Genomic DNA, 24004 nt, shown 5'->3' with positions numbered 1-24004 from the left:
CCCCAAAGGGGCGAGGGGACTGACCGAGGTGTTCTTGGAGTTACATCGACCTGAACTACCGAGTCGAACTCAGGTTGAAAAAATCGAGTCGAGCTCAGGTTTGAGCATTCGAGCCGAACTCAGGTTTTGAACAGCATGGAGATCGGCTCCCTTTCCCCCTCTCCCCTCTGGGGGGGGCTGGGGTGAGGACTGGCTCTTGAATCAAAACGCATAATCCGCCGTGACAAAAAACGACCGCGGCTCCCCCAAAATCCACTGCTGCCCTCCATTGTATTGGCTTTGCGCATACGTCCGGTCAAACAGATTGTTCACCTGCAACCCCAACGTCGTATTGCGCAACGCTTTCCACGCCAACGTCGCATCCACCACGGTGTAACTCGGCAACTCATTCCGGTTCGCCATGTCCGCAAACCGCGCATCGACATAGCGCACACCCGCCCCAGCCTTCAGATCATCATTGATCGCTTTGCTCAGCCACAGATTGGCGGTACGGCGCGGTACATCGGTCGGGCGATTGCCGTTATACGACAACGTTTCACCGTCCACCACCGCAGAAAAATCGTCGTACCTGGCTTTGACAATCGCCGCGTTGGCTTGCAGTTGCCACGCATGCGGCAGTTGCAGATCAAGGCTCGCTTCCAACCCATTCGACGACTGCTGGCCGACCTGCTGCTTGAGCGTCGGGTTGCTAGGGTCGTCGGTCAGCAGTTTCTTTTTGACGATGTGATAAGCCGCCAGGGTGAACTCGCCACGCTGGTCCCAGAACAATTGCTTCAGGCCGATTTCGGTCTGTTTCGCCGTCGACAAATCGTAATGCTGCTGGTTCGGACTCAGGGAAATCAAGCCGCCGACGCCGTCGGTGCTGGTGGCGTACTGGCCGTAGAGCGAGGTATCCGGGGTCACGGCAAACACCAGTCCGGCCTTCCAGTTATTGCCGGTCAGGGTCTTGTCGCTTTGGCTGTCGTTGATCAGATCGGTGCGATCCACGTGCACGTAATCCCGGCGCACGCCAGTCACCAGCGACCAGCGCTCGCTCAGTTGCGTGCGGTTTTCAGCGAAGGCTGACATCTGTTTGGTGGTGTTCTGGAACTGGCTGCGATACGGATCGGCGCTTTCAAAACGACCCGGTTGCGGGTGATACAAATCCAGCGGTTGCCTGCCCGCCAGCACATCGTTGAACGGCGAGTTGCTGTCGAGCTGGAAGCGGATGCGGTTGTAATCGACGCCCGTCACAGTCTGGCTGTCGAGGCCGAACAGGGTGTGTTTGAAGGTGAACGTCTGACGATCACCGACCTGTTCCTGAGTGTGGCCGATGCCAAAATAACCGCTGCGGCTGAGCTGCTGGGTGTCGCGGTCGAAGTTGTAGTTCTCGGCGTTCTGCCAGCGGCGTTGGGCCTTGAGGTAATACAGCTCGTTGCTCGAACTGACGTTGTCGGAGATTTGCCAGTCGCTGGTCAGCCGCGTCCATTGATCGTTGTAGTGCTGCTTGTCGTTGCTGACGTTGTAGTTCTTGTCCCGCAGGCTGTCCTTGAAGTGGCCATTGATCAGCGGCGTGCCGAAATAATTCATCGGCGTTTGATCACCGTAATCGTGGGCCAGGGTGAACGTCAAATCGTCCGTGGCCTGCCAGCGCAGGGCGGCGCTGATGAAGTCGCTGGAGGAATCACCGCGATCGACCCAACCGTTGCTGCGCAGGCGATTGAGGTTCAGGCGATAGCTCAAGGTATCGGTCAGCGAACCGCCGCTGTCGAAGGCTTGCTGCTGACTGTCGTAGGAACCGTAGCCGACGCGCAGATGGTTTTCGATCTCGCCTTCAAAGGGTTTTTTCGGGATCACGTTGACCACCGCCCCGGTCGCGCCTTCGCCGTACAACACCGACGCTGGGCCGCGCAGCACGTCGACGCGCTCCACCGACCAGGTGTCGACCGGGAACGTCACGGTGCCCATGCCGCTGTACATCCGGTTGCCGTCATACAACTGCATCACCGAGCCCTGCCCGGTAAAACCCCGCGCCGACAACGACGTGCCGCCATCGCCCGGCGTGCCGGTGCGGCTGATCCCGGTGCTGCGCGATACCGCGTCCTGCACGCTGCGATCACCGCGCACGCGGACCTGCTCGCCGCTCAGGCTTTCGACGCTGGCCGGGGTTTCCATCGCGGTGAGGTTCAGGCGCGAACCGGCGGTAGTCGGGGTGGTGAGGCTGACGGTTTCGTCGTCATTCGCCTGCGCGGTGATGCTGCCGGTGGGCAACGTCAACGTTTGCGCCTGAGCAGTGTGGTTCAAGGCAAACAGGCAAAGGCTGGACACGAGGTACTTGTTCATCGGGGCGGTGAATCACTTCTGCAAAAGAAAACCCGCAACATGCCTGTCGCGGGCGGGGCGGCGAATTAGTGTTATACAGTAACACTAAAAACGGCCGAGAGATAAGCGCGCGAAGTCTACAGATCCCTCTAATGCGCGCATCTCGCCTGACTCATGATGAAGATGAGGCCGATTCAGTTTGTCGGTTGAGGCGCGACAGCAGCAGCCGATCCAGCAGCCACACCACAATCAACGAAGCCCCCACCAGCGGAAAAATCACCGCCAGCGCCAGCATGATCGCCACGCCGGTTTTCCATTTCGGCAGGTCGTGGCGCAACGGCGGTACACCGAACTGGCCGGTTGGCCGACGCTTCCACCAGATCACCACGCTGCTGACGGCGCTGAGCAGAATCATCAGGCAGATCAGCAGCACGATGATCTGATTGAGCGCACCAAACATCTTGCCTTCATGCAGCATCACGCCGATTTCCGTGGCCCGGGCGACGGCGCCGTACTGCTCGTAACGCACGTCGGCGAGGACCTTGCCGGTGTATTGATCGACGTGCAGGGTGGCGTCGTTGCGCGGGTCGTCGGCGAACACGGCGATGGTGAACACACCGGTGGCGGTGGTCGGCAGGGTGATGCTGTAGCCCGGTTCAACCTTGCTTTGCTCGGCGATGTGTTGTACGTCTTGCAGGCTGATGCTCGGCGCGGCGGGACCGACCGGCGCGGCGTCGTGGGCCATGTGCTCGGCATGGTCGCCGGACATTGGCATCGGCGTGTTTTCCATGGCCCAGGGTACGGTCTGGCGCGCGGCGCTGTTGAGGCTTCGGGCCTCGACGTCGGATTTTGGCATGTCGTTCCACATCGCCGCCGGGAAGCGGTTCCAGACTTCGGCGTATTGCTTGCCCCAGAAACCGGTCCAGGTCATGCCGCTGAGCAGCATCACTAGCAGGAATGCCGCGCCCCAGAATCCGGTCACGGCGTGCAGGTCGCGCCACAGCACACGACCGCGACGGCTGAAACGTGGCCACAACACGCCGGCATACTGGCCGCGCGGCCACCACAGAAATACCCCGGACACCACCAGCACCACGCCCCAGCCAGCGGCCAGTTCCACCAGCCGATCACCGACGGTGCCGATCATCAGCTCGCCATGAATCGCCCGGGCGAGGGCTTGCAGGTTTTTCCTGGCGTCTTGCTCGCCGAGGATGTCGCCGTGGTACGGGTCGATGAAGACGTTGAGCTCGTGACCGCCGTTTATCACGACAAACTGCGCGCTGCGTCCGGCGTTGAGCGGCGGCAGGTATTGTTTGATCTGGCCTTGTGGATAGGCCTCTTTCACCCGCTTGGCCAAGTCATCGGCGGATACCGTGTGGTGTCCGGCCGGGACGTTCATCAGGCTGCCGTACATCAGCGGGTCGAGTTGCGGTTTGAACAGGTAAATGGTGCCGGTCACGGCCAGCATCACCATGAATGGCGCGACGAATAACCCGGCATAGAAATGCCAACGCCAGGCCAGGTTGTAGAAATTCGGTTTGGGCTTTGTCATCAGGTTTGCTCCGCTTGGCGATTCAAGTGTCTTGAAAAGATCGCAGCCTCCGGCAGCTCCTGCGGGATGTGTGTACTCCCGCAATTGCTGCGGCATTCTTGCCCATGTAGGAGCTGCCGAAGGCTGCGATCTTTTGACTTCTTGTTGTTAGAAACTCATGTCCACCTTGGTCCAGAGCGTGCGCCCCGGTTCGTTGATGGCTTGCGGGTCATTGGCCGGGTAGCCGAAACCGGCATTCCCTGCCAGGTTCAAATGCTCGGCGTATGCCTTGCCAAACAAGTTGTCGACGCCGCTGCTGACCTTCCAGTTTTTGTTGATGCGGTACGCGCCGTTCAACGAGAACACGCCGAACCCGGAGCTCTTGTCGAAGTCCTTGCCGACCACGTTGCCCTTGTTCTGGTCGATGCGGTTTTGCGCCGCGACCACGCGCCATAAAGCCCCGGCGCTCCAGTTGTCTTCGCTGTAGGTCAGGCCGAAGCGCGCATCCAGCGGCGGCATTTGCGGTAGCGCTTTACCGTCGCTGCTGTTCTTGCCCCAGGCATAGGCCAGGGTCGCGTCGGCCTTCCAGTTGGAGGTCAGTTTGTAAGCAGCACCGAGTTCGCCACCCATGATTCGCGCGTCGATGTTCTGCGCCTGAGAGGTGGTGCCCATCATGGTTGGCGTGTAGTTGAACAGGATGTAATCACGCACCTGACCGACGTAACCCGAGGCCCAGGCTTCGAGGTCTTCGGTCTTGTATTGCAGGCCGAAGTCGAGCTGGGTGGTTTTTCCGGTTTGATCGAATCAAAGGCATTCACCGAACCGGCGGGGCCGGACTTCGGCGAAAACAGCTCCCAGTAATCCGGGAAACGCTGGCTGTGGCCGAGGCCGGCGTAGAGCGTGGTCGGGCTGTCGGCCAAGTCGTGCTCGTAACGGACGAAACCGCTCGGCAGCGTGTCGGCGCGGGTCTGGTCGGCAGTCGGGTTCGGCATGCTCATCATCCCGGAGCCGATGGCCTGCCGATAATCCTTGGCCGAAGCACGGTCCACGCGTGCGCCGGTAATCAGCCGGTCACGGTCGGCGGCGTACCAGGTCAGCTCGCCGAATGCGCCGTAGTTATGGAAGTCGGCGTCCTTGGTGTAGGGCTGGTCTTTGTAGGTGTCGACGCCCATGGCGCTGCGTTGACGGTGTTCGTTGGTCTGCGCGTCGAGGCCGCTGATCAACTGCACATCGGCCCAGTGCCAGGTGGCTTTGATCCGTGCGCCGAGGGTGCGGCGGTCGACATTGGAAGCCATGGGACCTGCCATCATCCCGGTGCCGGAGGGCGTGCGCAGGGTGTAGTTGTCCATCACGTGGTCGGCGTAGTTGTAGTAGACCTGTGCCTCGATCTTGTCCAGCACCTCGCCGATGTTGGATTTCTCGAACCGCAAGCCCAGGCTTTCACGCTTGAACTGCGTACCGTCCATACCGCGTCCGGCGGAACGTGCTTGGCCATCACCCTTGCCGGCGGTCAGCTCCAGCAAGGTGTCGGCGTCCGGGGTCCAGCCCACCGCGACATCGCCGTTCCACTTGTCGTAACGCGACGCGACGGTGTCGTTGTTGCCGTCCTTGTAGTCGTCTGAATGCGCGGTGTTGCCGATCACCCGCACGTAGCCCAGAGCACCGCCGGCAGCGGCGTCCACTACTTTGTCGAAGCGACCGTTGGAGCCGGCCAGCACGCTGGCATTAACCCAGGTGCCGAGTTCGCCGAAGTGTTCCGGCTCCCGGTCGAAGAGGACTGTGCCGGCCGATGCGCCCGGCCCCCAGAGCACGGTTTGCGGGCCTTTGATGACGGTGAGTTTGTCGTAGGTCTCGGGGGAGATGTACGAGGTTGGTGCGTCCATCCGGCCGGGACAGGCGCCGAGCATCATGCTGCCGTTGGTGAGGATGTTCAGCCGCGAGCCGAACATGCCGCGCAACACCGGATCGCCGTTAGTGCCGCCATTGCGCACCAGGGCGAAGCCGGGAATGGTCTTCAAATAGTCGCCACCGTCGCTGGCCGGTACCGGTTGGCGCGGGTCTTTGGGGTTGGTGACGATGGTCAGCGGCGAGCTTGGCGCGATGGCGGTGATCACGGTCGGGCTCAGTTCTTCGGCGTGGTCGGGGTGTTCATCGGCCAACGCCATAGGGGTCAGCAAAACGCCGCAAAGGACGGCGATAGCGTGCCTGAAACGAAGTCGGGATTCGTTCAGGGCAAAGGATGTCGGGGTGCAGCTCAAGCGTGTGTCAGTAGAAAAGCGGGACATGAAAATTTCCATCGAACAGTCGTAAACGACACGGCCGGCAGCGCGTGCGCAATCCCGGAAAGTTAAGGGCGGTCCATGTGGGAGCGAGCTTGCTCGCGATAGCGGACTGACAGGCAACACAAGTGTTGAATGCACGACCGTGATCGCGAGCGAGCTCACCCCCCCACAAGAACTGCGGAGTTCAAATCCTTAACCGACCGGTATCAAGCCTTTGGCTGTCTTCTGACCGTGTGAGATCGGGGGCGTGTTTACGAAGCGATAGGCGGGGCGCGGGTTCGAGCGCCGGGGAAGAAGGTTTGCCGGGGATGGCCCAGGCGGGTGGCAGGTGTGGTGAAGGTCGTGGCGTGAGGCGTATCGAACGCCGTGAAGGACTGCCCGCCCGTAAGCGCCGGGCAGTTGAACAGCAGGCTGCAATAGCCGCATTTTTCCCAGAGCGCGTGATGCTCGGCGGCTTGTTTCTGGGCATGCTCGCTGTGCCCGTCCATGCTCATGTCCATCGACATGTTCATGGACATCGACATCGACATCGAGGCGCGTTGATTCATCGGCATCGACTGAGAAATCAGTGGGCCGATAAAGATCATCAACATGGCGAACAGGCTGATCCAGCTGCCGCGGGTCAGGCTCAGGGGCTGACGGCGGCGCACGGATGACCTGGCGCTAAAGGCGTGCATGGGCGTGTTTTATGTTGGCGATTACTGGGCGTGCATGTGCCCTTGCAGGCTGTCCGGGGCCTTTTTTGCACTGCGACTTCAACCGTCACGTCACCGGACTTCTCGAAATGCAGGGTCAACGGGAAGTGTTTGCCGTCGCTCAACAGGCTGCGGTCCTTGAGGTTCAGCAGCATCACGTGATAGGCCATCGGCGCAAACGTGACGTTGCCGCCGGCAGGGATTTCAACGCTCGGCACTTGTTGCATTTTCATCAAATCGTTCTGCATGACGTGCTCATGCAACTGGGCTTCGCTGGAAATCGGCGAGTCAACGCTCAGCAAACGGTCAGCGATTTTACCGTTGTTGTGAATCACGAAGTAAGCCGCCACGGTTGGCGCGTTCGGTGGCAGTTCTTGCGACCACGGATGGGCGATTTCGAGCTCGCCGGCCTTGTATTCGTGAGCATTGGCAAAACAGGCAGGCAGCAGCAATGCGGCCAGAACGATGATTTTGTTCAACATGGCAGTTCTCCGGAACGATTCAAAACGCAGGTCAATTGCGAGAAGGAGTCACACCAGAGGGGACGCGCGGGGGTTGAGACTCGGCCATTGCTGGCGCGGTGTCGGCGTATCGAGAGAGGCGGGCGGCAGGCCTGGATTGGCCTCGAACCGCGCGAAATACAACTGCGGCACATGCCCCGGCAACGCCACCAACGGCGCAGAACCCGAGCAGCACCAGCAATGCTGCATGTTGGAATGATCGTCGTTCTGCGGGGCTTTGTGCTCGACCGTGCCCAGGGAAATTGCCACCATCCTGGTGCCGCTGGACGTGCAGAAACTGCCCCACAGCAATTGCTCGGCGGGTGATTTCGCCGACTGCTCCATCGCTCCGGTCAACGGCATGGCGAGCATATTGAACAGCACTGCCAGGCAGGCGATCCAGGCAAATGCAAGCCGTTGTCGGGACATGGGATAAATCCGGTTGGGTGGGCGATCAGGCGTGGCTATTTAGCCTGATCAGGACCGATAAGTAAAAAAGCGGCGTGCGGTGCGGTGTCGCAGCATGCTCAGAGCGCAACAGCATGCAGACGCAGACCCAAGGCTTTCATGACTTTCATGATAGTCTCGAATTCCGGATTGCCAGTGCTGCCTGACGCTTTGTACAGACTCTCGCGACCCAGGCCCGCATCACGAGCGACTTGGGTCATGCCTTGTGCCCGGGCAATGTCGTTGAGCGCAGCGCGTATGAGGATTCCATCGTCTGCATCTTCGTCAAAGCAAGCATCCAGGTAAGCGGCCATTTCTTCCGGTGTCTTGAGAAACTCGGCAGCGTCGAAGCGGGTGAATTGTTCGGTCATGACTGACTCCTCATTACCGATGTCTCTTTCCTAAAAATTTGCCAGCTAATTCGCAGAATTACCTTCGGAATAGTATTGAAAGTTCAGGGCTTCCAGCATTTGCTTGACCGATCCAAACTCCCGCTCAACCCTCGCCAACACCGGCCGCTTCAACAGCAACACCGGCACTCCACGCTCACGCGCCACTTCAAGCTTCGGTTCGGTGGCGGTACTGCCGCTGTTTTTGCTGATCAGCACGTCGATCTGCCGACGCTCGAACAGTTCGCGTTCATCCTCGATCACAAACGGCCCACGGGCGCCGATGACTTCGCAGCGTTCGTTGCCGGGGTAAACGTCGAGTGCACGCAAGGTCCAGAACTGCTCCGGGGGGATTTCCTGCAGATGCTGCAAAGGCTCGCGACCGAGGGTGAACAGCGGTCGGTGGAAGGGTTCCAGCGCCTCGATCAATTCGGCCCAGTCGCTGACTTCCCGCCAGTCATCCCCAGCCTGTGGTTGCCAGGCCGGACGCCGAAGCGCCCAGCACGGGATGCCACTCAATTGCGCGGCGTTCGCGGCGTTCTGGCTGATTTGTGCGGCGTAGGGATGGGTCGCGTCGAGCAGCAGTTCAATGCCTTGATCTCGAATGAACTGCGCCAGGCCTTGCGCCCCACCATAACCGCCGACGCGAACCTGACAGGTCAGGTCTGTCGGCACCCGACCAACGCCGGCCAGGCTGTAAATATGTTCCGGCCCAAGTGTTCGGGCGATGGCCAGCGCTTCGGTGACGCCACCGAGCAACAACAGGCGCTTCATTGAAAAGCTCCCGCATGCCCGACAATCCCGCCCTGGCGATCAATCGCAAACACCTCGACCTGAACCTGCGCCGGCACCACGCTACGGGCAAATTCCAGGGCATGCCGACACACCTCATCACCCAGCGCGATCCCGGCCGCGCTGGCCATGGCCAATGCCTGCTGACTGGTATTGGCCTCTCGGATCGATTGCTGCAAAGAGGCATCAGCCCTCATCGTAGCCGCCCATTCAGCCAGTTGCGGCAGGTCGATGCTTGAATGCCGACTGTGCAAATCCATATGCCCGGCCGCCAGTTTGCTGATCTTGCCGAAGCCACCACAAATGCTGAGTTTGTCCACAGGCACTTTGCGCACATGCTTGAGCACCGCGCCGACGAAGTCGCCCATTTCGATCAGGGCGATTTCCGGCAGGCTGTAGACCCGGCGCATGGTGTCTTCGCTGGCGTTGCCGGTGCAGGCGGCGATGTGCAGGTAGCCGTTGGTTTTGGCGACGTCGATGCCTTGGTGGATCGAGGCGATGTAGGCCGCGCAGGAAAACGGCCGGACGATGCCGCTGGTGCCGAGGATCGACAGTCCGCCGAGAATCCCCAGGCGCGGGTTCATGGTTTTCAGCGCCAGGGCTTCACCACCTTCGACGTTGACCGTGACCTCGAAACCGCCGTGATAATCGAGTTCTTCGGCCAGCAAGGTCAGGTGATCGGTGATCATCTTGCGCGGCACCGGGTTGATCGCCGGTTCGCCAACGGCCAACACCAAGCCCGGCCGGGTGACAGTGCCGACGCCCCGCCCCGCAATAAATCGAATGCCCGGCTCCGCACCCAGCCGCACCAGGGAATAGAGCAGCGCCCCGTGCGTCACGTCTGGATCATCACCTGCATCCTTGATCGTTCCGGCTTCGGCACCGTCCTCAATCAATCGGCAGAACTCCAGGCGCATCTGCACCTGTTTGCCCTTGGGCAAAACGATTTCCACGGCGTCGGCAGCCATGCCGCTGAGCAACAGTCGCGCAGCGGCGAGGCTGGTAGCCGTGGCGCAGCTGCCGGTGGTCAGGCCGCTGCGCAGGGGCGCAGGTTGTTCGGCGGTTTCGTCACGCATCGAACGGCTTCGTCACGTCGAGCAAGGTAATCGGCAACGCCTGACGCCAGGTGTCGAACTCGCCCAGCGGCTGCGCCTGAGCGATATGAATGCGGGTCAACTCACCACCCTGCTGTTCGCGCCAGGCCATCAGGGTCATTTCGCTTTGCAGGGTCACTGCATTGGCGATCAGCCTGCCGCCGGGTTTCAGCGCAGACCAGCAGGTGTCGAGCACGCCGTCGCGGGTCACGCCGCCGCCAATGAAAATCGCGTCCGGGCGCTCGAGCCCGGCCAAGGCTTGCGGCGCGCTGCCGCGAATCAATTGCAGGCCTGGAACGCCAAGGGCATCGCGGTTGTGTTCGATCAACCGTTGCCGACTGTCATCGGCCTCGATGGCCAATGCCCGGCAACTCGGGTGAGCGCGCATCCATTCGATGCCGATCGAGCCGCTGCCGGCGCCGACGTCCCACAGAAGTTCGCCGGGTGTCGGCGCGAGGCGGGCGAGGGTGATGGCGCGCACGTCGCGTTTGGTCAGTTGGCCGTCATGCTGGAAGGCTGAATCCGCAAGACCGGCCAGGCGAGAAAGCCGCGCGGTGCCGGATTCGGCGATGCATTCGATGGCGATCACGTTGAGATCGGCAACGCCTGATGAGGTCCAGTCGCAGGCAACGCCGTCGATTCGCCGTTCGGTATCAGCGCCCAAATGTTCCAGAACGGTCAGCCGGCTCGGCCCAAAACCACGTTCACGCAGCAACGCCGCAATGGCCGTCGGGCTCTGTCCGTCATTGCTCAGCACCAGCAAGCGCACGCCACTGAACAACTGCGCGTTGAGCGCGGCGACCGGACGGGCCACCACTGACAGCGTCACCACGTCCTGCAACGGCCAGCCCATGCGCGCCGCCGCGAGGGAGCAGCAAGAGGGTGCTGGCAGGATCAGCATCTGTTCGGCGGGCACGTGCCGCGCAAGGCTGGCGCCGACGCCGAAGAACATAGGATCGCCGCTGGCCAGCACGCAAACCGGTTCGCCATGACGCTCAAGCACCGGTCCCAGGGAAAACGGGCTGGGCCACAATTGCCGCTCGCCGCGAATGCACACCGGCAACAAATCCAGTTGGCGCTGGCCGCCAATGATCCGCGAAGCGCCCAGCAGAGCCCTTCGGGCATTTTTGCCCAGGCCTTTGAAGCCGTCTTCACCGATTCCCACTACTGTCAGCCAGGGTGACATCTACAGTCCTCAAAAATAGTCCTCAAACGGACTGTTCCGACGGGCAGGCTTTTCATGCCGCCTGACAAAGCAGGCATAATACCGCGCCTTCGCCCGCGAAGCGCCTTTCCCACTCTGCCGGTCGCCCCCTTGAACGAACGCCCGATGTCCACCGCCCTACGCCCCTCGGCCTGCCCGGGTTGCTGCGTATCGTCCAGGCGCTGGATGGCGGGATCTGTCGGATCAAGTTGAATGGCGGCTCGATCAGCGCCGATCAGGCGGTTGCCGTCGCCGATGCGGCGCAGCGTTACGCGGGCGGCGTGATCGAGGCGACCAACCGCGCCAACCTGCAGATACGCGGGATTGGCAGTGAACAGGCCGGTTTGATCGACAGCTTGCTGGCCGCCGGGTTGGGGCCACGGACCGCAGCGGGCGACGATGTGCGTAACCTGATGCTCAGCCCGAGCGCCGGGATCGATCGGCAGATGCTGTTCGATACACGTCCGCTGGCCGAACAGATCCTCGACAGCCTGCAAAGCCACCCGCGTTTTCATGAGTTGAGCGCCAAGTTTGCTGTGCAACTCGATGGCGGCGAAGGCCTGGCGATGCTCGAGCATCACCATGACCTGTGGTTGAGCGCCGGTGAACAGGATGGCGAGTGCCTGCTGGGCTTCGGTCTGGCCGGATGCCCGACGGATGCGCCGATCGGTGCGGTGCGGCTGGACGATGGCCACGCACTGGTGGTGGCGGTGCTTGAGTTGTTCCTCGACCTGGCGCGTCCCGACCAGGCGCGCATGCGTCATTTGCTGGCCGAACAGCCGTTGGCCGGGTTTGTCACGAAAGTGGCCGAACGTGTGCCGCTGGTGTCCATCGCCTATTGGCAGCGTGTCGCGTCCCCGGAGGCGCTGCACATCGGCGCGCATCCACAGCGTGAAACCGCTCGCGTCTATATCGGCGCGGTGCCAACGCTGGGCCGGCTCGATCCTGCCATGCTCCGGGGAGCTGCCAAACTGGCCCGCGAGCACGGCGATGGCAGTCTGCGTTTCACGCCATGGCAAAGCCTGCTGCTGCCGGGTATCCAGGAAAGCGCCGCCGCTGAAGTTACCCACAGCCTGGAAAATCTGGGACTGCGCTGTTCGGCAGATGATGCCTTGGCGCATCTGATCGCCTGCACCGGTTCCGCCGGTTGCGGCAAGGGCCTGTCCGACACCAAAAGCGATGCGCTGCAACTGGCGGCGTTGCGGCAACGTCACGGCCAAATTCTGGATCTGCACTTGTCCGGCTGCCCACGTTCCTGCGCCGCTGCGCACATCGCGCCAGTCACCCTGCTGGCGGTGTCACCCGGTCACTACGACCTCTATTTTCGCGATGCCACGCTGCCGGGTTTCGGCGCGTTGCACGCACGCAATCTTACTATTGAAGCGGTCGCAGCCTTGCTCGACGCCTGCTCACGGAGCCCCCTAGATGCTTGATTACATCCGCGACGGTCAGGAGATCTATCGCAACTCCTTCGCGATCATTCGTGCCGAGGCTAACCTTTCACGCATCCCGGCCGACCTGGAAAAACTCGCGGTGCGGGTGATCCATGCGTGCGGCATGGTCGAGGCCATCGACGGTCTGCAATTCTCCGAAGGCGCCGGCAAGGCCGGGCGTGATGCGCTGGCGGCCGGTGCGCCGATCCTGTGTGATGCACGGATGGTCAGCGAAGGCGTGACCCGCGCGCGTTTGCCAGCGAACAACCCGGTGATTTGCACCCTGCGCGATGACAGCGTTCCTGCGCTTGCCCGCGAGCTGGGCAACACCCGTTCCGCTGCCGCGCTGGAACTGTGGCGTCCATACCTGGAAGGCAGCGTGGTGGTGATCGGCAACGCGCCGACCGCGTTGTTTTACTTGTTGGAGATGATCGACGCTGGCGCTCCAAAACCGGCGTTGATTCTTGGCTTCCCGGTGGGCTTCGTCGGGGCCGCCGAATCCAAGGCGATGCTGGCGGCGGACAGTCGCGGTGTGCCGTTTGTCATCATGCAGGGCCGGCTGGGCGGTAGCGCCATGGCCGCCGCCGCCGTCAACGCCCTCGCCACGGAGATCGAATGATGCAGCAACCTGGACGCTTGATCGGCCTGGGCGTCGGCCCCGGTGATCCGGAACTGATTACCGTCAAAGCCCTGCGCTTGCTGCGCGAATCGCCGGTGGTGGCGTACTTCGTTGCCAAGGGCAAGAAGGGCAATGCGTTCGGCATCATCGAAGCGCACCTTGCAGATGCGCAAAACCTGTTGCCGCTGGTATACCCGGTGACCACTGAAGCGCTGCCGGCGCCGCTGTCCTACGAACAAGTGATCAGCGACTTCTACGACACGGCGGCCGGGCAGTTGGCGGAACACCTGGACGCGGGCCGCGACGTGGCGGTGATCTGCGAAGGTGACCCGTTCTTCTACGGTTCCTACATGTACCTGCACGATCGCCTGGCCGAGCGTTACGTCGCCGAAGTGGTGCCGGGCGTCTGCTCGATGCTCGGCAGTGCTTCGGTGCTGGGTTCGCCGCTGGTGTATCGCAATCAGAGCCTGTCGGTGTTGTCCGGCGTGTTGCCTCATGACGAACTGAAACGTCGCCTGGCCGATGCCGATGCGGCGGTGATCATGAAGCTGGGACGTAACTTTCCCAAGGTGCGTCAGGTGCTGGAGGAACTCGGCATGGCCGGGCGCGCGCTGTACGTTGAACGCGCGACCATGGCCAACCAGAAAATCGTCCCGCTGGATGAAGTCGAGCCGATGTCGTCGCCGTACTTCTCGCTGATCATCGTGCCCGGCGAACGGTGGCAAGGGTGATCGGCCGTCCTGCTCCAGCGATTGTCATTCTCGGTAATGGCAGCCTCGCTACCGCGCGGCGGATTCAGCAGCGCTACCCGGATGCGCTGATCCACGGCCTGGCCGGGCGGGTCGAAGGTGCCGACCGCCGCTATCACGAGTTCGGCGCGACGCTGCGCGAGCTCTATCAGCGAGACACGCCGATCATCGCCCTGTGCGCGGCCGGCATTGTCATTCGCACCCTGGCGCCGCTGTTACTGGAGAAAGGCGCCGAGCCGCCGGTGTTGGCCGTGGCCGAAGACGGCAGCGCCGTGGTGCCGCTGCTCGGTGGCCTGGGCGGGGTGAACGTGTTGGCGCGGGAGATCGCGGCAGCGCTGGACGTCGCGGCGGCGATCACCACCAGCGGTGAATTGCGTTTTGGCACCTGTTTGCTTAACCCGCCCAAGGGTTATGCCCTCGACGATCTGGAGCAGGGCAAGCGCTTCGTCTCGGATTTGCTCGCGGGCGAGTCGGTGCGCATCGAAGGCCCGGCACCGTGGTTGGCCGAGGCACATTTGCCGCAAGATCAGCAGGCGCGATTGGCGATTCATGTCGGTCATGCCGAGCGGCAGCCAAGTGCCAATGAGCTGCTGATTTATCCACGCAATGTGCTGGTAGCGGTGACGGCGGGAGCGGCTGATCTGGCCGGTGCCATTCGCACGGCTCTGCATGAAGCGAACATTGCTTTGCCGTCGCTGGCTTGCCTGTTGGCGGGCGAGGGCGACATGGTCAACGGCGCATTGCGCGAAGCTGCGCTTGAACTGGCGGTGCCGCTGCGCTTTAGCGCTCGCTCCGGCAGCGTGCTTGAACAGGTACGGAGCGCTGCACCGTCGCTGCTCACGTCTATCGAAATCAATGAGTCGATGGCCATAGCGGTCGCCGCCGAACCGCTTGATCCGCTGCTGATCGGTCGTCCTCGTGGGCGTCTGGCGGTGATCGGCCTGGGCCCCGGCGCGGCTGAATTGATGGTGCCTGCGGTGAAGGCCGAACTGGCCCGGGCCAACGACGTGTTGGGTTATGAAACCTACGTACGTATGGCCGGCCCTTTGCGCGCCGATCAGGTCATGCACTGCACCGACAACCGCGAAGAGATGCAGCGTGCTCGTCACGCGTTCGAACTCGCGGCCCAGGGGCGTTCGGTGGTGGTGGTGTCGTCCGGCGATCCGGGTGTATTTGCCATGGCCGCTGCGGTCCTCGAAGCCCTGCACGAGTCGAGCGATACGAACTGGCACAACGTCGATCTGGAAATCCTCCCCGGCGTTTCCGCCTCCCTGGCCACGGCTGCTCAGGCCGGCGCACCGTTGGGTCATGACTTCTGCGTGATCTCGCTCTCGGACAACCTCAAGCCGTGGTCGATTATCGAGAAACGCCTGGATCTGGCCTCTCAGGCTGACCTGGCCCTGGCCTTCTATAACCCGATTTCCCGTTCGCGTCCGTGGCAATTGGGCCGGGCTCTGGAAATCGTCGCACAGCATCGCACTGCCGAAACACCGGTGGTGCTCGGGCGTGACATCGGTCGCCCGGGCCAGACCTTGCGTGTGACCACGCTGGGGCAATTGACCCCGGACCAGGTCGACATGCGGACCATGGTCTTGATCGGCTCTTCCACCACCTGCGTGTTCCCGCGAGCCAGTGGTGGCGAGTGGGTCTACACGCCGCGTTGGTATGGCGATAAACCTGCCTCTTGAGCCTTTGGGCGCAGCGGGCCGCTCAATGCGCCGAAATCGGCGTCATTTGAACAGTGCGAGCAGGGCCGAGGGCTTTAAATCCTTCGGCCTTGTGCATTCAGGGCACCAGGTAACCCTTGACCCCGGTAAAGATGATCTGTGCCGCCAGGGCACACACAAACAACCCCATTAACCGGCTGACAATCTGTAACCCCTGATCACCGAGAATCCGTTCGATACGGTTGGACAGATAAAGCACCACCCCAACCGTAAAACTGGCCAGGGCAATGCTGAGAATAGCGGTGAGCTTGTCATCCCAGTGCGGCTGGCTCACGCCCATCACCAGCAGCGCACCGATGGTGCCAGGGCCGACCGTCAGCGGAATGGTCAGCGGCACGATCGTCACGTCCTGCTGCACGTTGTCGGTCTGCACCGCGGACTTGCCTTGGGCCATGCCCAGTGCCGAGATGAACAGCACACTGCCGGCCCCGATGCGGAACGCATCCACCGTAATCCCGAACACACTGAAAATCACTCGCCCGAACAGGTACAGCAACACGCTGGAAACCAGCGTCGCGACGGCCACTTTCCAGGCCAGACGGCGTTGTTCCTTGCGCGAGTAGCCACGGGTCAGGCTGATGAAACAGGACAACACGAAGAACGGGCTGTAGAGCACCAGCATCTTCAGGTAAACGCTGAATAACACGTGGAGCATGGTGCTAGCTCACTGGCGAGGGAAGTCGAAGCGGAGTCTATCAGGCACCACGGCATCTGTCGGTGCTCAGGACGTTTGCGTCGTGGCCCGGTTCTGCTGATCACGTTGGGCCACCCAGTGTTCGATCAGTTCGCGCAACTGCGACAACTCGACCGGTTTGGCCATGTGCCCATCCATCCCGGCCTGGCGCGCGCGCTCTTTATGCTCGGCGAGGATGTGTGCGGTCAACGCCACCACCGGTGTGCGAATCCGTTGGTTACCGACTTCCCATGCGCGCAATTGCTGGGTGGCGGAGAAACCGTCGAGGATCGGCATTTCGCAGTCCATCAGCACCAGGTCGTAGCGTTGGGCTTTCATCGCCTGCAAGGCTTCTTCGCCATTGCTGGCGGTGTCCGGTTGCAGGTTGAGCTTGCCCAGCATGCCGCGAATGACCTTGGTCGAAATGCTGTTGTCTTCGGCCACCAGAATGCGGAAATCGCTGGGTACCTTGACCGGCAACGTCGGGCCCGAGGGCAGGTGGTGCGGCACTGCCAGGCCTTTGTTGCGCTGGTTCAGCTCGTCCGCCAGGGTTGTTTTCAGGGTGTAGCCGGCCACCGGTTTGGCGAGGATGCGCTTGATCCCGGAGTTGCGCGCAATGATCTTGCTCGGCGCATTGCTGATGCCGGTGAGCATGATCAGCAGGATGTCGTGGTTGAGGCTCGGGTCTTCCTTGATCTTGGCCGCCAGTTGCATGCCGGTCATGCCGGGCATGTTCTGGTCGAGCAAGACCACATCGAAGTAATCGCGCAGATGAGCCTTGGTGCGCAGCAACGCCAGGGCTTCTTTCCCGGACGGTACGGCGCTGACATTCAGGCCCCAGGCGCTGCACTGTTGCACCAGCACTTTGCGGCAGGTGTCGTTGTCGTCCACCACCAGTACGCGTGCGCCTTGCAACGGGCTGTCGAGGTCGGAAGTCGGGTGCTCGAGACGGTCGGGGTCCAGCGGCAGGGTCAGCCACAAGGTGCTGCCCTGGTTGGCGCCGCTTTTGATCCCGAACTCCCCTTGCATCAGGCGGATCAGTTGGCGAGCGATCACCAGTCCCAGGTTACCGCCCAGGCGAGTGGCCGACAGGAAGTGCTTGCTGTGCAGTTCGGCGTGCATCAGCGCATCGCGCTCTTCGGGCTCCATTGGCACGCCGCTGTCCTGCACCGCGATACGCAGGCGTGGTTTGGCGCTGCGTTCGTCGAGGGCGACGACAATCAGGATCTCGCCTTCGTCGGTTTTCTTCAGGGCGTTTTCCAGCAGACTCAGCAGGGTCTGGCGCAGTCGCGTCGGATCACCACTGATCACCCGTGGCACTTGCGGCTGGATAAAACTGATCAGCTCGACGTTCTGCTGTTCGGCCTTGGCGCGGAAAATACTCAGGCAATCTTCGATCAGGGCATTGAGGTCGAATTGCACGTCGTCCAGTTCAATCTGCCCGGACTCGAGCTTGGAGATGTCGAGAATCTCGTTGATCAGGGTCAGCAGTTCGTTGCCGGCGCTGTGGATCGTCTGCACGTAATCGCGTTGCTTGACCGACAATGGCGTGCCCAGCAGCAGTTCGGTCATGCCCAGCACGCCATTCATCGGCGTGCGGATTTCGTGGCTGATCTTCGCCAGGAACTCGGCCTTGGCATTGATCTCGGCATTGCTGGCCGCCAGGTCGCGGCTGACGCTGAAACGGTCTTCGGTGATGCTGCGCTGGCGCTCGCCCAGGGCGATGCTCATCAACAGGCCGCTGATGCAGATGAACGCCAGCAGGGTGATGATCAGGCCTTGCGGTGCCACCTGGGTCAGCCCCAGCAGCGCCGGCAGGATGATCAGCGCGCCGATGTTGAACACCACCATGGCGACGACGAACAGCCGGGCCGGGCGATAGCCTTTTTGCCAGTGGTAACCGCTGACGAACAACATGCTCAGGCCCGCGAGTGCGACCAGGACGTAGGTGATGATGTTCAGCGGCAGGGTGTTGACGAACAACAGCAGCAGCCCGGTGACCACCGTGAACAGGATGTCGCCGAGCAGTAGTTTGTTCAGCGGGTGCGGGCCCAGCGGGGCAAAAAAGCGGTAGGCGAACATCAGGCCGCACGGTGCCGTCAGCAACAGGGCGAGGTAGGCTCCGGGAGTCTGGATGGCGTGCCAGTTCGGCAACCACGGGCCGGCCAGGTTCAGCAGCAGAACCAGACTGAGCATCAGCAGAAACTCGCAGGCAGCCAGCCAGAGACTGCTGCGCGAGCGGGTGTAGGCGTAACGAACGACGTTGTGCAGGATCAGCATGCCGATGCAGCCGAACAGCAGGCCGTAGATCAGCGTGAGGTTCTGATTGGCCGCCGTCATCACCGCCGATTGCAGGGTGATGTAAGGCCGCAGCTGGTGCTCGGAAACCAGTCGCAAGTAGACGTCGAGGGTTTTGTCGCTTTGGGGCAGCGGCAACATGAAGTCGCTGCTGGGCAGTGGCCGCTCGGCCTGAGGTTGCTGGGTGCCGGAGTTCAGTTGCTCGACCAGTTTTTCGCCGTCCAGCACATACAGGTTGAGGTGCGACAGGTCAGGGGCGAACACGCGCAGCACTTGTTCGTGCTTGCCGGGTGCGAGCCTGAAGCGCAGCCATAACGCGCCGTCGGGCTCGGCGGCCGTGAGGCGGTCGAGTTCGATGGGGCTGAATTGATTGGTGAAGCGCGCGGAGCGGATGTCGCTCAACTGCAGGTCGCCCTGTTCGTCGAGCAAAACCGACCAGCCACTGCCTTGCGCGGCCTGGGCCGGGAGCATGCAGAGCAAGGTCAACAGAGTGACGGTAAGGCCTATGGCAATCCTGAGCCAGCGCACGGCGAAATCCCTTCGTAGGTTGATGCCAGAATATAACTATGCGCGGCGCCGGAATAGTCCGGCAAGGGCATCACGCCCTTGCCTGGCCGAATGAAGGGCTTATTCCTGATTTTCGCCACGCTCGCGGGCAATGGCGCGGTAGCCGATGTCCTTGCGATAGAAGCAGCCTTCCCAATCGATCCTGGCTGCCAGCTTGTAAGCCTGCTGCTGGGCAGCATCAACGCTGGCGCCCATCGCCGTGGCGCACAGCACCCGACCACCGGCAGTCACCACCTGGCCGTCCTTGAGTGCAGTACCGGCGTGGAAGACTTTGCCTTCCAGGCCTGCGGCTGCATCCAGACCGTTGATCGCCACGCCTTTGGCGTAGTCACCGGGATAGCCGCCAGCGGCCAGCACGATGCCGACGCTTGGACGTGGATCCCATTGTGCTTCGACCTTGTCCAGGGCTTGCGCCAGGGCTGCTTCGACCAGCAACACCAGGCTCGACTGCAAACGCAGCATCACCGGTTGGGTCTCGGGGTCGCCGAAACGGCAGTTGAACTCGATAACCTTTGGGTTGCCGGCTTTGTCGATCATCAGGCCGGCATAGAGGAAACCGGTGTAGACGTTGCCTTCGTCGGCCATGCCGCGCACGGTTGGCCAGATCACCAGATCCATCACGCGCTTGTGGACGTCGCTGGTCACGACCGGGGCAGGGGAGTAAGCACCCATGCCGCCAGTGTTCGGGCCGGTGTCGCCGTCGCCGACGCGTTTGTGGTCCTGGCTGGTGGCCATCGGCAGTACGTTCTTGCCGTCGACCATGACGATGAAGCTGGCTTCTTCGCCGTCCAGAAACTCTTCGATGACGACGCGGGAACCGGCTTCGCCGAAAGCGTTGCCCGCCAGCATGTCGCGCACGGCGTCTTCAGCTTCAGCCAACGTCATGGCGACGATCACGCCTTTACCGGCGGCCAGGCCATCGGCCTTGATCACGATCGGTGCGCCTTTCTCACGCAAGTAAGCCAGGGCCGGCTCGATCTCGGTGAAGTTCTGGTAGTCGGCGGTCGGGATCTTGTGGCGAGCCAGGAAGTCCTTGGTGAACGCTTTCGAACCTTCCAGTTGAGCGGCGCCAGCGGTCGGGCCGAAGCAATCCAGGCCACGCTGGCGGAACAGATCGACAACACCTGCGACCAGTGGCACTTCCGGGCCGACGATGGTCAGGGAGACGTTTTTCTCGGCAAAATCGGCAAGCTGCTCAAGGGCGAGTACGTCGATGGCGACGTTTTCGCACTTGGCTTCAATGGCGGTGCCGGCGTTGCCCGGAGCAACGAAAACCTTCTGCACGCGCGGATCCTGAGCCACTTTCCAGGCCAGGGCGTGTTCACGGCCACCGCTGCCAATGATCAAAACATTCATTTCAAAAACCTCAAGAAGCTATGGGGTGCGCTGCAAACCCTTGTAGGAGCTGTCGAGAGCAACGAGGCTGCGATCTTTTGATCTTGATTGTAAAAAGCAAAGTCAAAAGATCGCAGCCTTCGGCAGCTCCTACAGGGGGAGCGGTGTATCAGTGACGGAAGTGGCGCATGCCGGTGAATACCATGGCGATGCCGGCTTCATCAGCAGCGGCAATCACTTCGTTATCACGCATCGAGCCGCCTGGCTGGATCACGGCAGTGATGCCGACCTTGGCCGCGTTGTCGATGCCGTCGCGGAACGGGAAGAATGCGTCCGAGGCCATGACTGCACCCTGTACCTGCAAACCGGCGTGTTCAGCCTTGATTGCGGCGATACGGGCGGAGTTCACACGGCTCATCTGGCCAGCGCCGACACCGATGGTCTGACGGTTCTTGGCGTAGACGATGGCGTTGGACTTAACGTACTTGGCCACTTTCCAGGCGAAGATCAGGTCATGGATTTCCTGTTCGGTCGGGGCACGCTTGGTCACGACTTTCAGGTCATCGGCACTGATCATGCCGATATCGCGGCTCTGTACCAGCAAACCGCCGTTGACGCGTTTGTAGTCCCAGGCAGCCGCACGGTCAGTCGACCACTCGCCGCAGGCCAGCAGGCGCACGTTGGCTTTGGCCGCGACGATGGCGCGGGCTTCTGCGCTGACGCTTGGGGCGATGATCACCTCGACGAACTGCCGCTCGACAATGGCCTTGGCGGTTTCAGCATCCAGCTCGCGGTTGAAGGCGATGATGCCGCCGAACGCGGATTCGGTGTCAGTGGCGTAAGCCAGTTCGTAGGCCTGACGGATACCGCCTTCGGCGTCCGGGCTCACGGCGACGCCGCACGGGTTGGCGTGCTTGACGATTACGCAGGCTGGCTTGACGAAGCCCTTTACACATTCCAGCGCGGCATCGGTGTCGGCCACGTTGTTGTACGACAGTTCCTTGCCTTGCAATTGGGTGGCAGTAGCGATGCCGACTTCGCTTGGCCTGGCTTCAACATAGAACGCCGCGCTCTGGTGCGGGTTCTCGCCGTAGCGCATTTCCTGAGCCTTGACGAACTGGCTGTTGAAGGTGCGCGGGAACTCGCTGCGACCGGAGGTCGAGAGGGTTTCAGCGGCCTGGTTCACGGTGCCCATGTAGTTGGCGATCATGCCGTCGTAGGCAGCAGTGTGTTCGAAGGCCTTGAGCATCAGGTCGAAACGCTGAGCGTAGGTCAGGCCGCCGGCCTTGAGGCCTTCCAGGACGTTGGCGTAGTCGCTGGCGTTAACCACGATGGCCACGTCTTTGTGGTTTTTGCTGCCGAGCGGACCATGGTCGGGCCGCCGATATCGATGTTCTCGATCGCGCTCGGCAGGTCACAGCCAGGCTTGTTGATGGTGGCTTCGAACGGGTACAGGTTGACCGCAACCAGATCGATCGGCTTGATGCCATGCTCGTTCATGATCGCGTCGTCGATACCGCGACGACCGAGGATCCCGCCGTGGATTTTCGGGTGCAGGGTCTTGACCCGACCGTCCATCATTTCTGCGAAACCGGTGTAGTCCGCGACTTCCACTGCGGCAACGCCGTTGTCGCGCAGCAGCTTGAACGTCCCGCCGGTGGAGAGGATCTCGACGCCCAGAGCTTCAAGCTCCTTGGCGAATTCGAGGATCCCGGTCTTGTCGGAAACACTGATCAAGGCGCGGCGGATCGGCAGGCGGGTAGTCTGGTCGGTCATTTCAATTTCCATCAAAAGCAAAGGAGTCAGCAAAAAAGGCGACCGGTTTTACGCGGGCGCCTTTCTGGTTTGATTGAATGCTTACAGCAAATCGTACTGCTTGAGTTTCTTGCGCAGCGTGCCCCGGTTTAGCCCGAGCAGCTCGCTGGCCTTGGTCTGGTTACCCTTGACGTAATTCATCACGCACTCGAGCAGGGGGGCCTCGACTTCGGAGAGCACCAGGTTGTACACGTCCGTGACGGCAGCGCCCTCAAGGTGGGCGAAATAATTGTGCAGCGCCTTCTCGACACTCCCGCGAAGGGTCTGACCTTCTTCGCTCGGCGTATTGAGGTGCTGTTTCAAATTCACGTTGTCGCTCACGGGTGTTGTTCCACTCACTAAAGTCTCGGTCATCATCGTCATGCGGCCACCCCTTCTTCGTCCCCTGTCAGGCTCTTGTAACGCTCGGCGAAAAACTCCCGAACGTTGGCGCATTGTGTTTCCGTACCATCCAAACGATTGAAGTGGGCGCGGAACTCCCTGGCGCCCGGCAGGGTTGCGAGATACCAGCCCACATGCTTGCGAGCAATGCGTACGCCCATCACATCTCCGTAGAAGGCGTGCAGCGCGGCCAGATGCTCAAGCAGAATACGTTCCACCTCGATCAGCTCCGGCGCCGGCAGTTTTTCGCCAGTACGCAGGAAATGGTCGATCTCACGAAAAATCCATGGCCGCCCCTGGGCAGCCCGGCCTACCAGCAGGCCATCGGCACCGGTCGCGTCGAGCACGTACCGGGCCTTCTCGGGTGAATCGATATCGCCATTGGCGAAGACCGGAATCGACACTGCCTGCTTGATCGCGGCAATGGTGTCGTATTCGGCCTCGCCGGTGTACAGGTCGGCTCGGGTGCGGCCATGGACCGCCAACGCCGTAATACCTGCCTGTTCGGCAATCTTCGCCACGGTCAGACCGTTTTTGTTGTCCCGGTCCCAGCCCGTGCGGATCTTCAGAGTGACCGGCACATCAACCGCAGCCACCACGGCCTGCAGGATCTCGGTCACCAGTGCTTCATCTTTCAACAGCGCGGAACCGGCAGCCTTGTTGCAGACCTTCTTGGCCGGACAACCCATGTTGATATCAATAATCTGTGCGCCCAGTTCCACGTTGGCCCGGGCCGCATCCGCCAGCATTTGCGCATCACCGCCGGCGATCTGTACCGAGCGTGGCTCGGGATCACCTTCGTGGATCATGCGCATCCGCGATTTGCGGGTGTTCCACAAGCTCATGTCGCTGGTGACCATTTCCGAGACTACAAGCCCTGCGCCCAGTCGCTTGCACAGCTGACGAAAGGGCTGGTCGGTGACACCCGCCATGGGGGCGAGGATCAAGCCGTTGTGCAATGTATATGGACCGATGCGTACCGCCGACATAGGACTTCCCTGTTGTGGGGCCGGATCATGAGAGTTCGAAAAAGGGTTGGCATGATACCCGCTCTCGATGACTGGATAAAGGCTGAATTGAACAAAATCTGAACAGTTATTCTGTTATCGCCAGCGGTTTGGTCCGTACAGGCAAAGTCAGAAAACCGCCGTCAATCCCTGAGCACTGAAGCG

The 24004-nt window shown here is 61.6% G+C and carries 16 protein-coding genes and 4 pseudogenes; 4 read left to right on the top strand and 16 right to left on the bottom strand.

What is annotated here, in order from left to right; genetic code table 11:
- Positions 1-201: 201 nt before the first annotated feature.
- The 10 genes and pseudogenes from JFV26_RS02400 to cbiE all read right to left on the bottom strand — a co-directional run bounded on the left by JFV26_RS02400 (position 202) and on the right by cbiE (position 11217).
- The gene (locus JFV26_RS02400; RefSeq protein WP_201189401.1) at positions 202-2322 is read right to left on the bottom strand and encodes a TonB-dependent receptor; all 2121 of its coding nucleotides are present in this window, start codon (positions 2320-2322) and stop codon (positions 202-204) included.
- A 151-nt stretch (positions 2323-2473) separates the two neighbouring features.
- Positions 2474-3853 carry a PepSY-associated TM helix domain-containing protein gene (locus JFV26_RS02395; RefSeq protein ID WP_201189399.1) on the bottom strand — a complete coding sequence of 460 codons (1380 nt, stop codon included), beginning with the start codon at positions 3851-3853 and terminating at the stop codon, positions 2474-2476.
- Positions 3854-4000: 147 nt separating this feature from the next.
- Positions 4001-6117 (bottom strand): annotated as a pseudogene (locus tag JFV26_RS02390) (TonB-dependent copper receptor).
- 248 nt (positions 6118-6365) lie between these two features.
- Positions 6366-6791, bottom strand: coding sequence for a DUF2946 domain-containing protein (locus tag JFV26_RS02385; protein WP_201189397.1), 426 nt, complete (start codon positions 6789-6791; stop codon positions 6366-6368).
- Positions 6792-6812: 21 nt separating this feature from the next.
- Positions 6813-7291: pseudogene (locus tag JFV26_RS02380) on the bottom strand (copper chaperone PCu(A)C).
- 48 nt (positions 7292-7339) lie between these two features.
- A complete protein-coding gene (locus JFV26_RS02375) occupies positions 7340-7738 on the bottom strand; it encodes a DUF2946 domain-containing protein (protein ID WP_201189393.1) in 399 nt (132 codons plus the stop codon).
- 98 nt (positions 7739-7836) lie between these two features.
- The gene (locus JFV26_RS02370; RefSeq protein ID WP_201189391.1) at positions 7837-8127 is read right to left on the bottom strand and encodes an addiction module antidote protein; all 291 of its coding nucleotides are present in this window, start codon (positions 8125-8127) and stop codon (positions 7837-7839) included.
- 45 nt (positions 8128-8172) lie between these two features.
- The gene (locus tag JFV26_RS02365) at positions 8173-8919 is read right to left on the bottom strand and encodes a cobalt-precorrin-6A reductase (RefSeq protein ID WP_201189388.1); all 747 of its coding nucleotides are present in this window, start codon (positions 8917-8919) and stop codon (positions 8173-8175) included.
- Positions 8916-10013: a cobalt-precorrin-5B (C(1))-methyltransferase gene (locus JFV26_RS02360; protein WP_201189386.1), complete on the bottom strand. Its 1098-nt coding sequence runs from the start codon at positions 10011-10013 to the stop codon at positions 8916-8918. The genes JFV26_RS02365 and JFV26_RS02360 overlap by 4 nt, the downstream gene beginning before the upstream one ends.
- On the bottom strand, positions 10006-11217 hold the full coding sequence (gene cbiE, locus JFV26_RS02355) for a precorrin-6y C5,15-methyltransferase (decarboxylating) subunit CbiE (RefSeq protein WP_201189384.1): 1212 nt from the start codon (positions 11215-11217) through the stop codon (positions 10006-10008). The genes JFV26_RS02360 and cbiE overlap by 8 nt, the downstream gene beginning before the upstream one ends.
- A 144-nt stretch (positions 11218-11361) precedes the next feature.
- Here cbiE and cobG point away from each other — a divergent pair.
- The 4 genes and pseudogenes from cobG to cobJ all read left to right on the top strand — a co-directional run bounded on the left by cobG (position 11362) and on the right by cobJ (position 15724).
- A pseudogene (cobG, locus tag JFV26_RS02350) lies at positions 11362-12668 on the top strand (precorrin-3B synthase).
- Complete coding sequence (locus tag JFV26_RS02345; protein WP_201189382.1) at positions 12661-13287, top strand: precorrin-8X methylmutase; 627 nt, start codon at positions 12661-12663, stop codon at positions 13285-13287. The pseudogene cobG and the gene JFV26_RS02345 overlap by 8 nt, the downstream one beginning before the upstream one ends.
- Positions 13287-14018 (top strand): precorrin-2 C(20)-methyltransferase, encoded by a 732-nt coding sequence (locus JFV26_RS02340; RefSeq protein WP_201189631.1) that lies wholly within the window; start codon positions 13287-13289, stop codon positions 14016-14018. Before JFV26_RS02345 ends, JFV26_RS02340 begins: the two co-directional genes overlap by 1 nt.
- Positions 14018-15724, top strand: a complete 1707-nt coding sequence (gene cobJ / locus JFV26_RS02335) for a precorrin-3B C(17)-methyltransferase (protein ID WP_201189630.1) — start codon at positions 14018-14020, stop codon at positions 15722-15724. Before JFV26_RS02340 ends, cobJ begins: the two co-directional genes overlap by 1 nt.
- Before the next feature lie 97 nt (positions 15725-15821).
- On the opposite strand, the gene JFV26_RS02330 is transcribed toward cobJ, so the two are convergent.
- From JFV26_RS02330 to dusB, 6 genes and pseudogenes are all read right to left on the bottom strand, one after another.
- A complete protein-coding gene (locus tag JFV26_RS02330; RefSeq protein WP_054044032.1) occupies positions 15822-16418 on the bottom strand; it encodes a MarC family protein in 597 nt (198 codons plus the stop codon).
- 66 nt (positions 16419-16484) lie between these two features.
- The gene (locus tag JFV26_RS02325) at positions 16485-19262 is read right to left on the bottom strand and encodes a response regulator (RefSeq protein WP_201189380.1); all 2778 of its coding nucleotides are present in this window, start codon (positions 19260-19262) and stop codon (positions 16485-16487) included.
- Between the two features lie 99 nt (positions 19263-19361).
- A complete protein-coding gene (purD, locus tag JFV26_RS02320; protein WP_201189378.1) occupies positions 19362-20657 on the bottom strand; it encodes a phosphoribosylamine--glycine ligase in 1296 nt (431 codons plus the stop codon).
- Between the two features lie 148 nt (positions 20658-20805).
- Positions 20806-22412, bottom strand: a pseudogene (purH, locus tag JFV26_RS02315) (bifunctional phosphoribosylaminoimidazolecarboxamide formyltransferase/IMP cyclohydrolase).
- Positions 22413-22493: 81 nt separating this feature from the next.
- Positions 22494-22814: a DNA-binding transcriptional regulator Fis gene (fis, locus tag JFV26_RS02310; RefSeq protein ID WP_007907419.1), complete on the bottom strand. Its 321-nt coding sequence runs from the start codon at positions 22812-22814 to the stop codon at positions 22494-22496.
- Entirely contained in the window at positions 22811-23821 is a 1011-nt protein-coding gene (gene dusB / locus JFV26_RS02305) for a tRNA dihydrouridine synthase DusB (RefSeq protein ID WP_201189376.1), read from the bottom strand. The genes fis and dusB overlap by 4 nt, the downstream gene beginning before the upstream one ends.
- Positions 23822-24004: the final 183 nt, after the last annotated feature.

Source organism: Pseudomonas sp. TH31 (assembly GCF_016650815.1).
Taxonomy (GTDB): Bacteria; Pseudomonadota; Gammaproteobacteria; order Pseudomonadales; family Pseudomonadaceae; genus Aquipseudomonas.
Note: the sequence above shows the minus strand (reverse complement) of the source record. Positions and strands in the feature narration are given on the sequence as shown.

Coding starts and splice junctions, on each gene's coding strand:
- JFV26_RS02365 (WP_201189388.1), bottom strand. CDS start 8,919: ATGAAGCGCCTGTTGTTGCTCGGTGGCGTCACCGAAGCGCTGGCCATC.
- JFV26_RS02330 (WP_054044032.1), bottom strand. CDS start 16,418: ATGCTCCACGTGTTATTCAGCGTTTACCTGAAGATGCTGGTGCTCTAC.
- dusB (WP_201189376.1), bottom strand. CDS start 23,821: ATGTCGGCGGTACGCATCGGTCCATATACATTGCACAACGGCTTGATC.
- purD (WP_201189378.1), bottom strand. CDS start 20,657: ATGAATGTTTTGATCATTGGCAGCGGTGGCCGTGAACACGCCCTGGCC.
- JFV26_RS02370 (WP_201189391.1), bottom strand. CDS start 8,127: ATGACCGAACAATTCACCCGCTTCGACGCTGCCGAGTTTCTCAAGACA.
- fis (WP_007907419.1), bottom strand. CDS start 22,814: ATGACGATGATGACCGAGACTTTAGTGAGTGGAACAACACCCGTGAGC.
- JFV26_RS02385 (WP_201189397.1), bottom strand. CDS start 6,791: ATGCACGCCTTTAGCGCCAGGTCATCCGTGCGCCGCCGTCAGCCCCTG.
- JFV26_RS02400 (WP_201189401.1), bottom strand. CDS start 2,322: ATGAACAAGTACCTCGTGTCCAGCCTTTGCCTGTTTGCCTTGAACCAC.
- JFV26_RS02375 (WP_201189393.1), bottom strand. CDS start 7,738: ATGTCCCGACAACGGCTTGCATTTGCCTGGATCGCCTGCCTGGCAGTG.
- JFV26_RS02345 (WP_201189382.1), top strand. CDS start 12,661: ATGCTTGATTACATCCGCGACGGTCAGGAGATCTATCGCAACTCCTTC.
- JFV26_RS02340 (WP_201189631.1), top strand. CDS start 13,287: ATGCAGCAACCTGGACGCTTGATCGGCCTGGGCGTCGGCCCCGGTGAT.
- JFV26_RS02360 (WP_201189386.1), bottom strand. CDS start 10,013: ATGCGTGACGAAACCGCCGAACAACCTGCGCCCCTGCGCAGCGGCCTG.
- cbiE (WP_201189384.1), bottom strand. CDS start 11,217: ATGTCACCCTGGCTGACAGTAGTGGGAATCGGTGAAGACGGCTTCAAA.
- JFV26_RS02395 (WP_201189399.1), bottom strand. CDS start 3,853: ATGACAAAGCCCAAACCGAATTTCTACAACCTGGCCTGGCGTTGGCAT.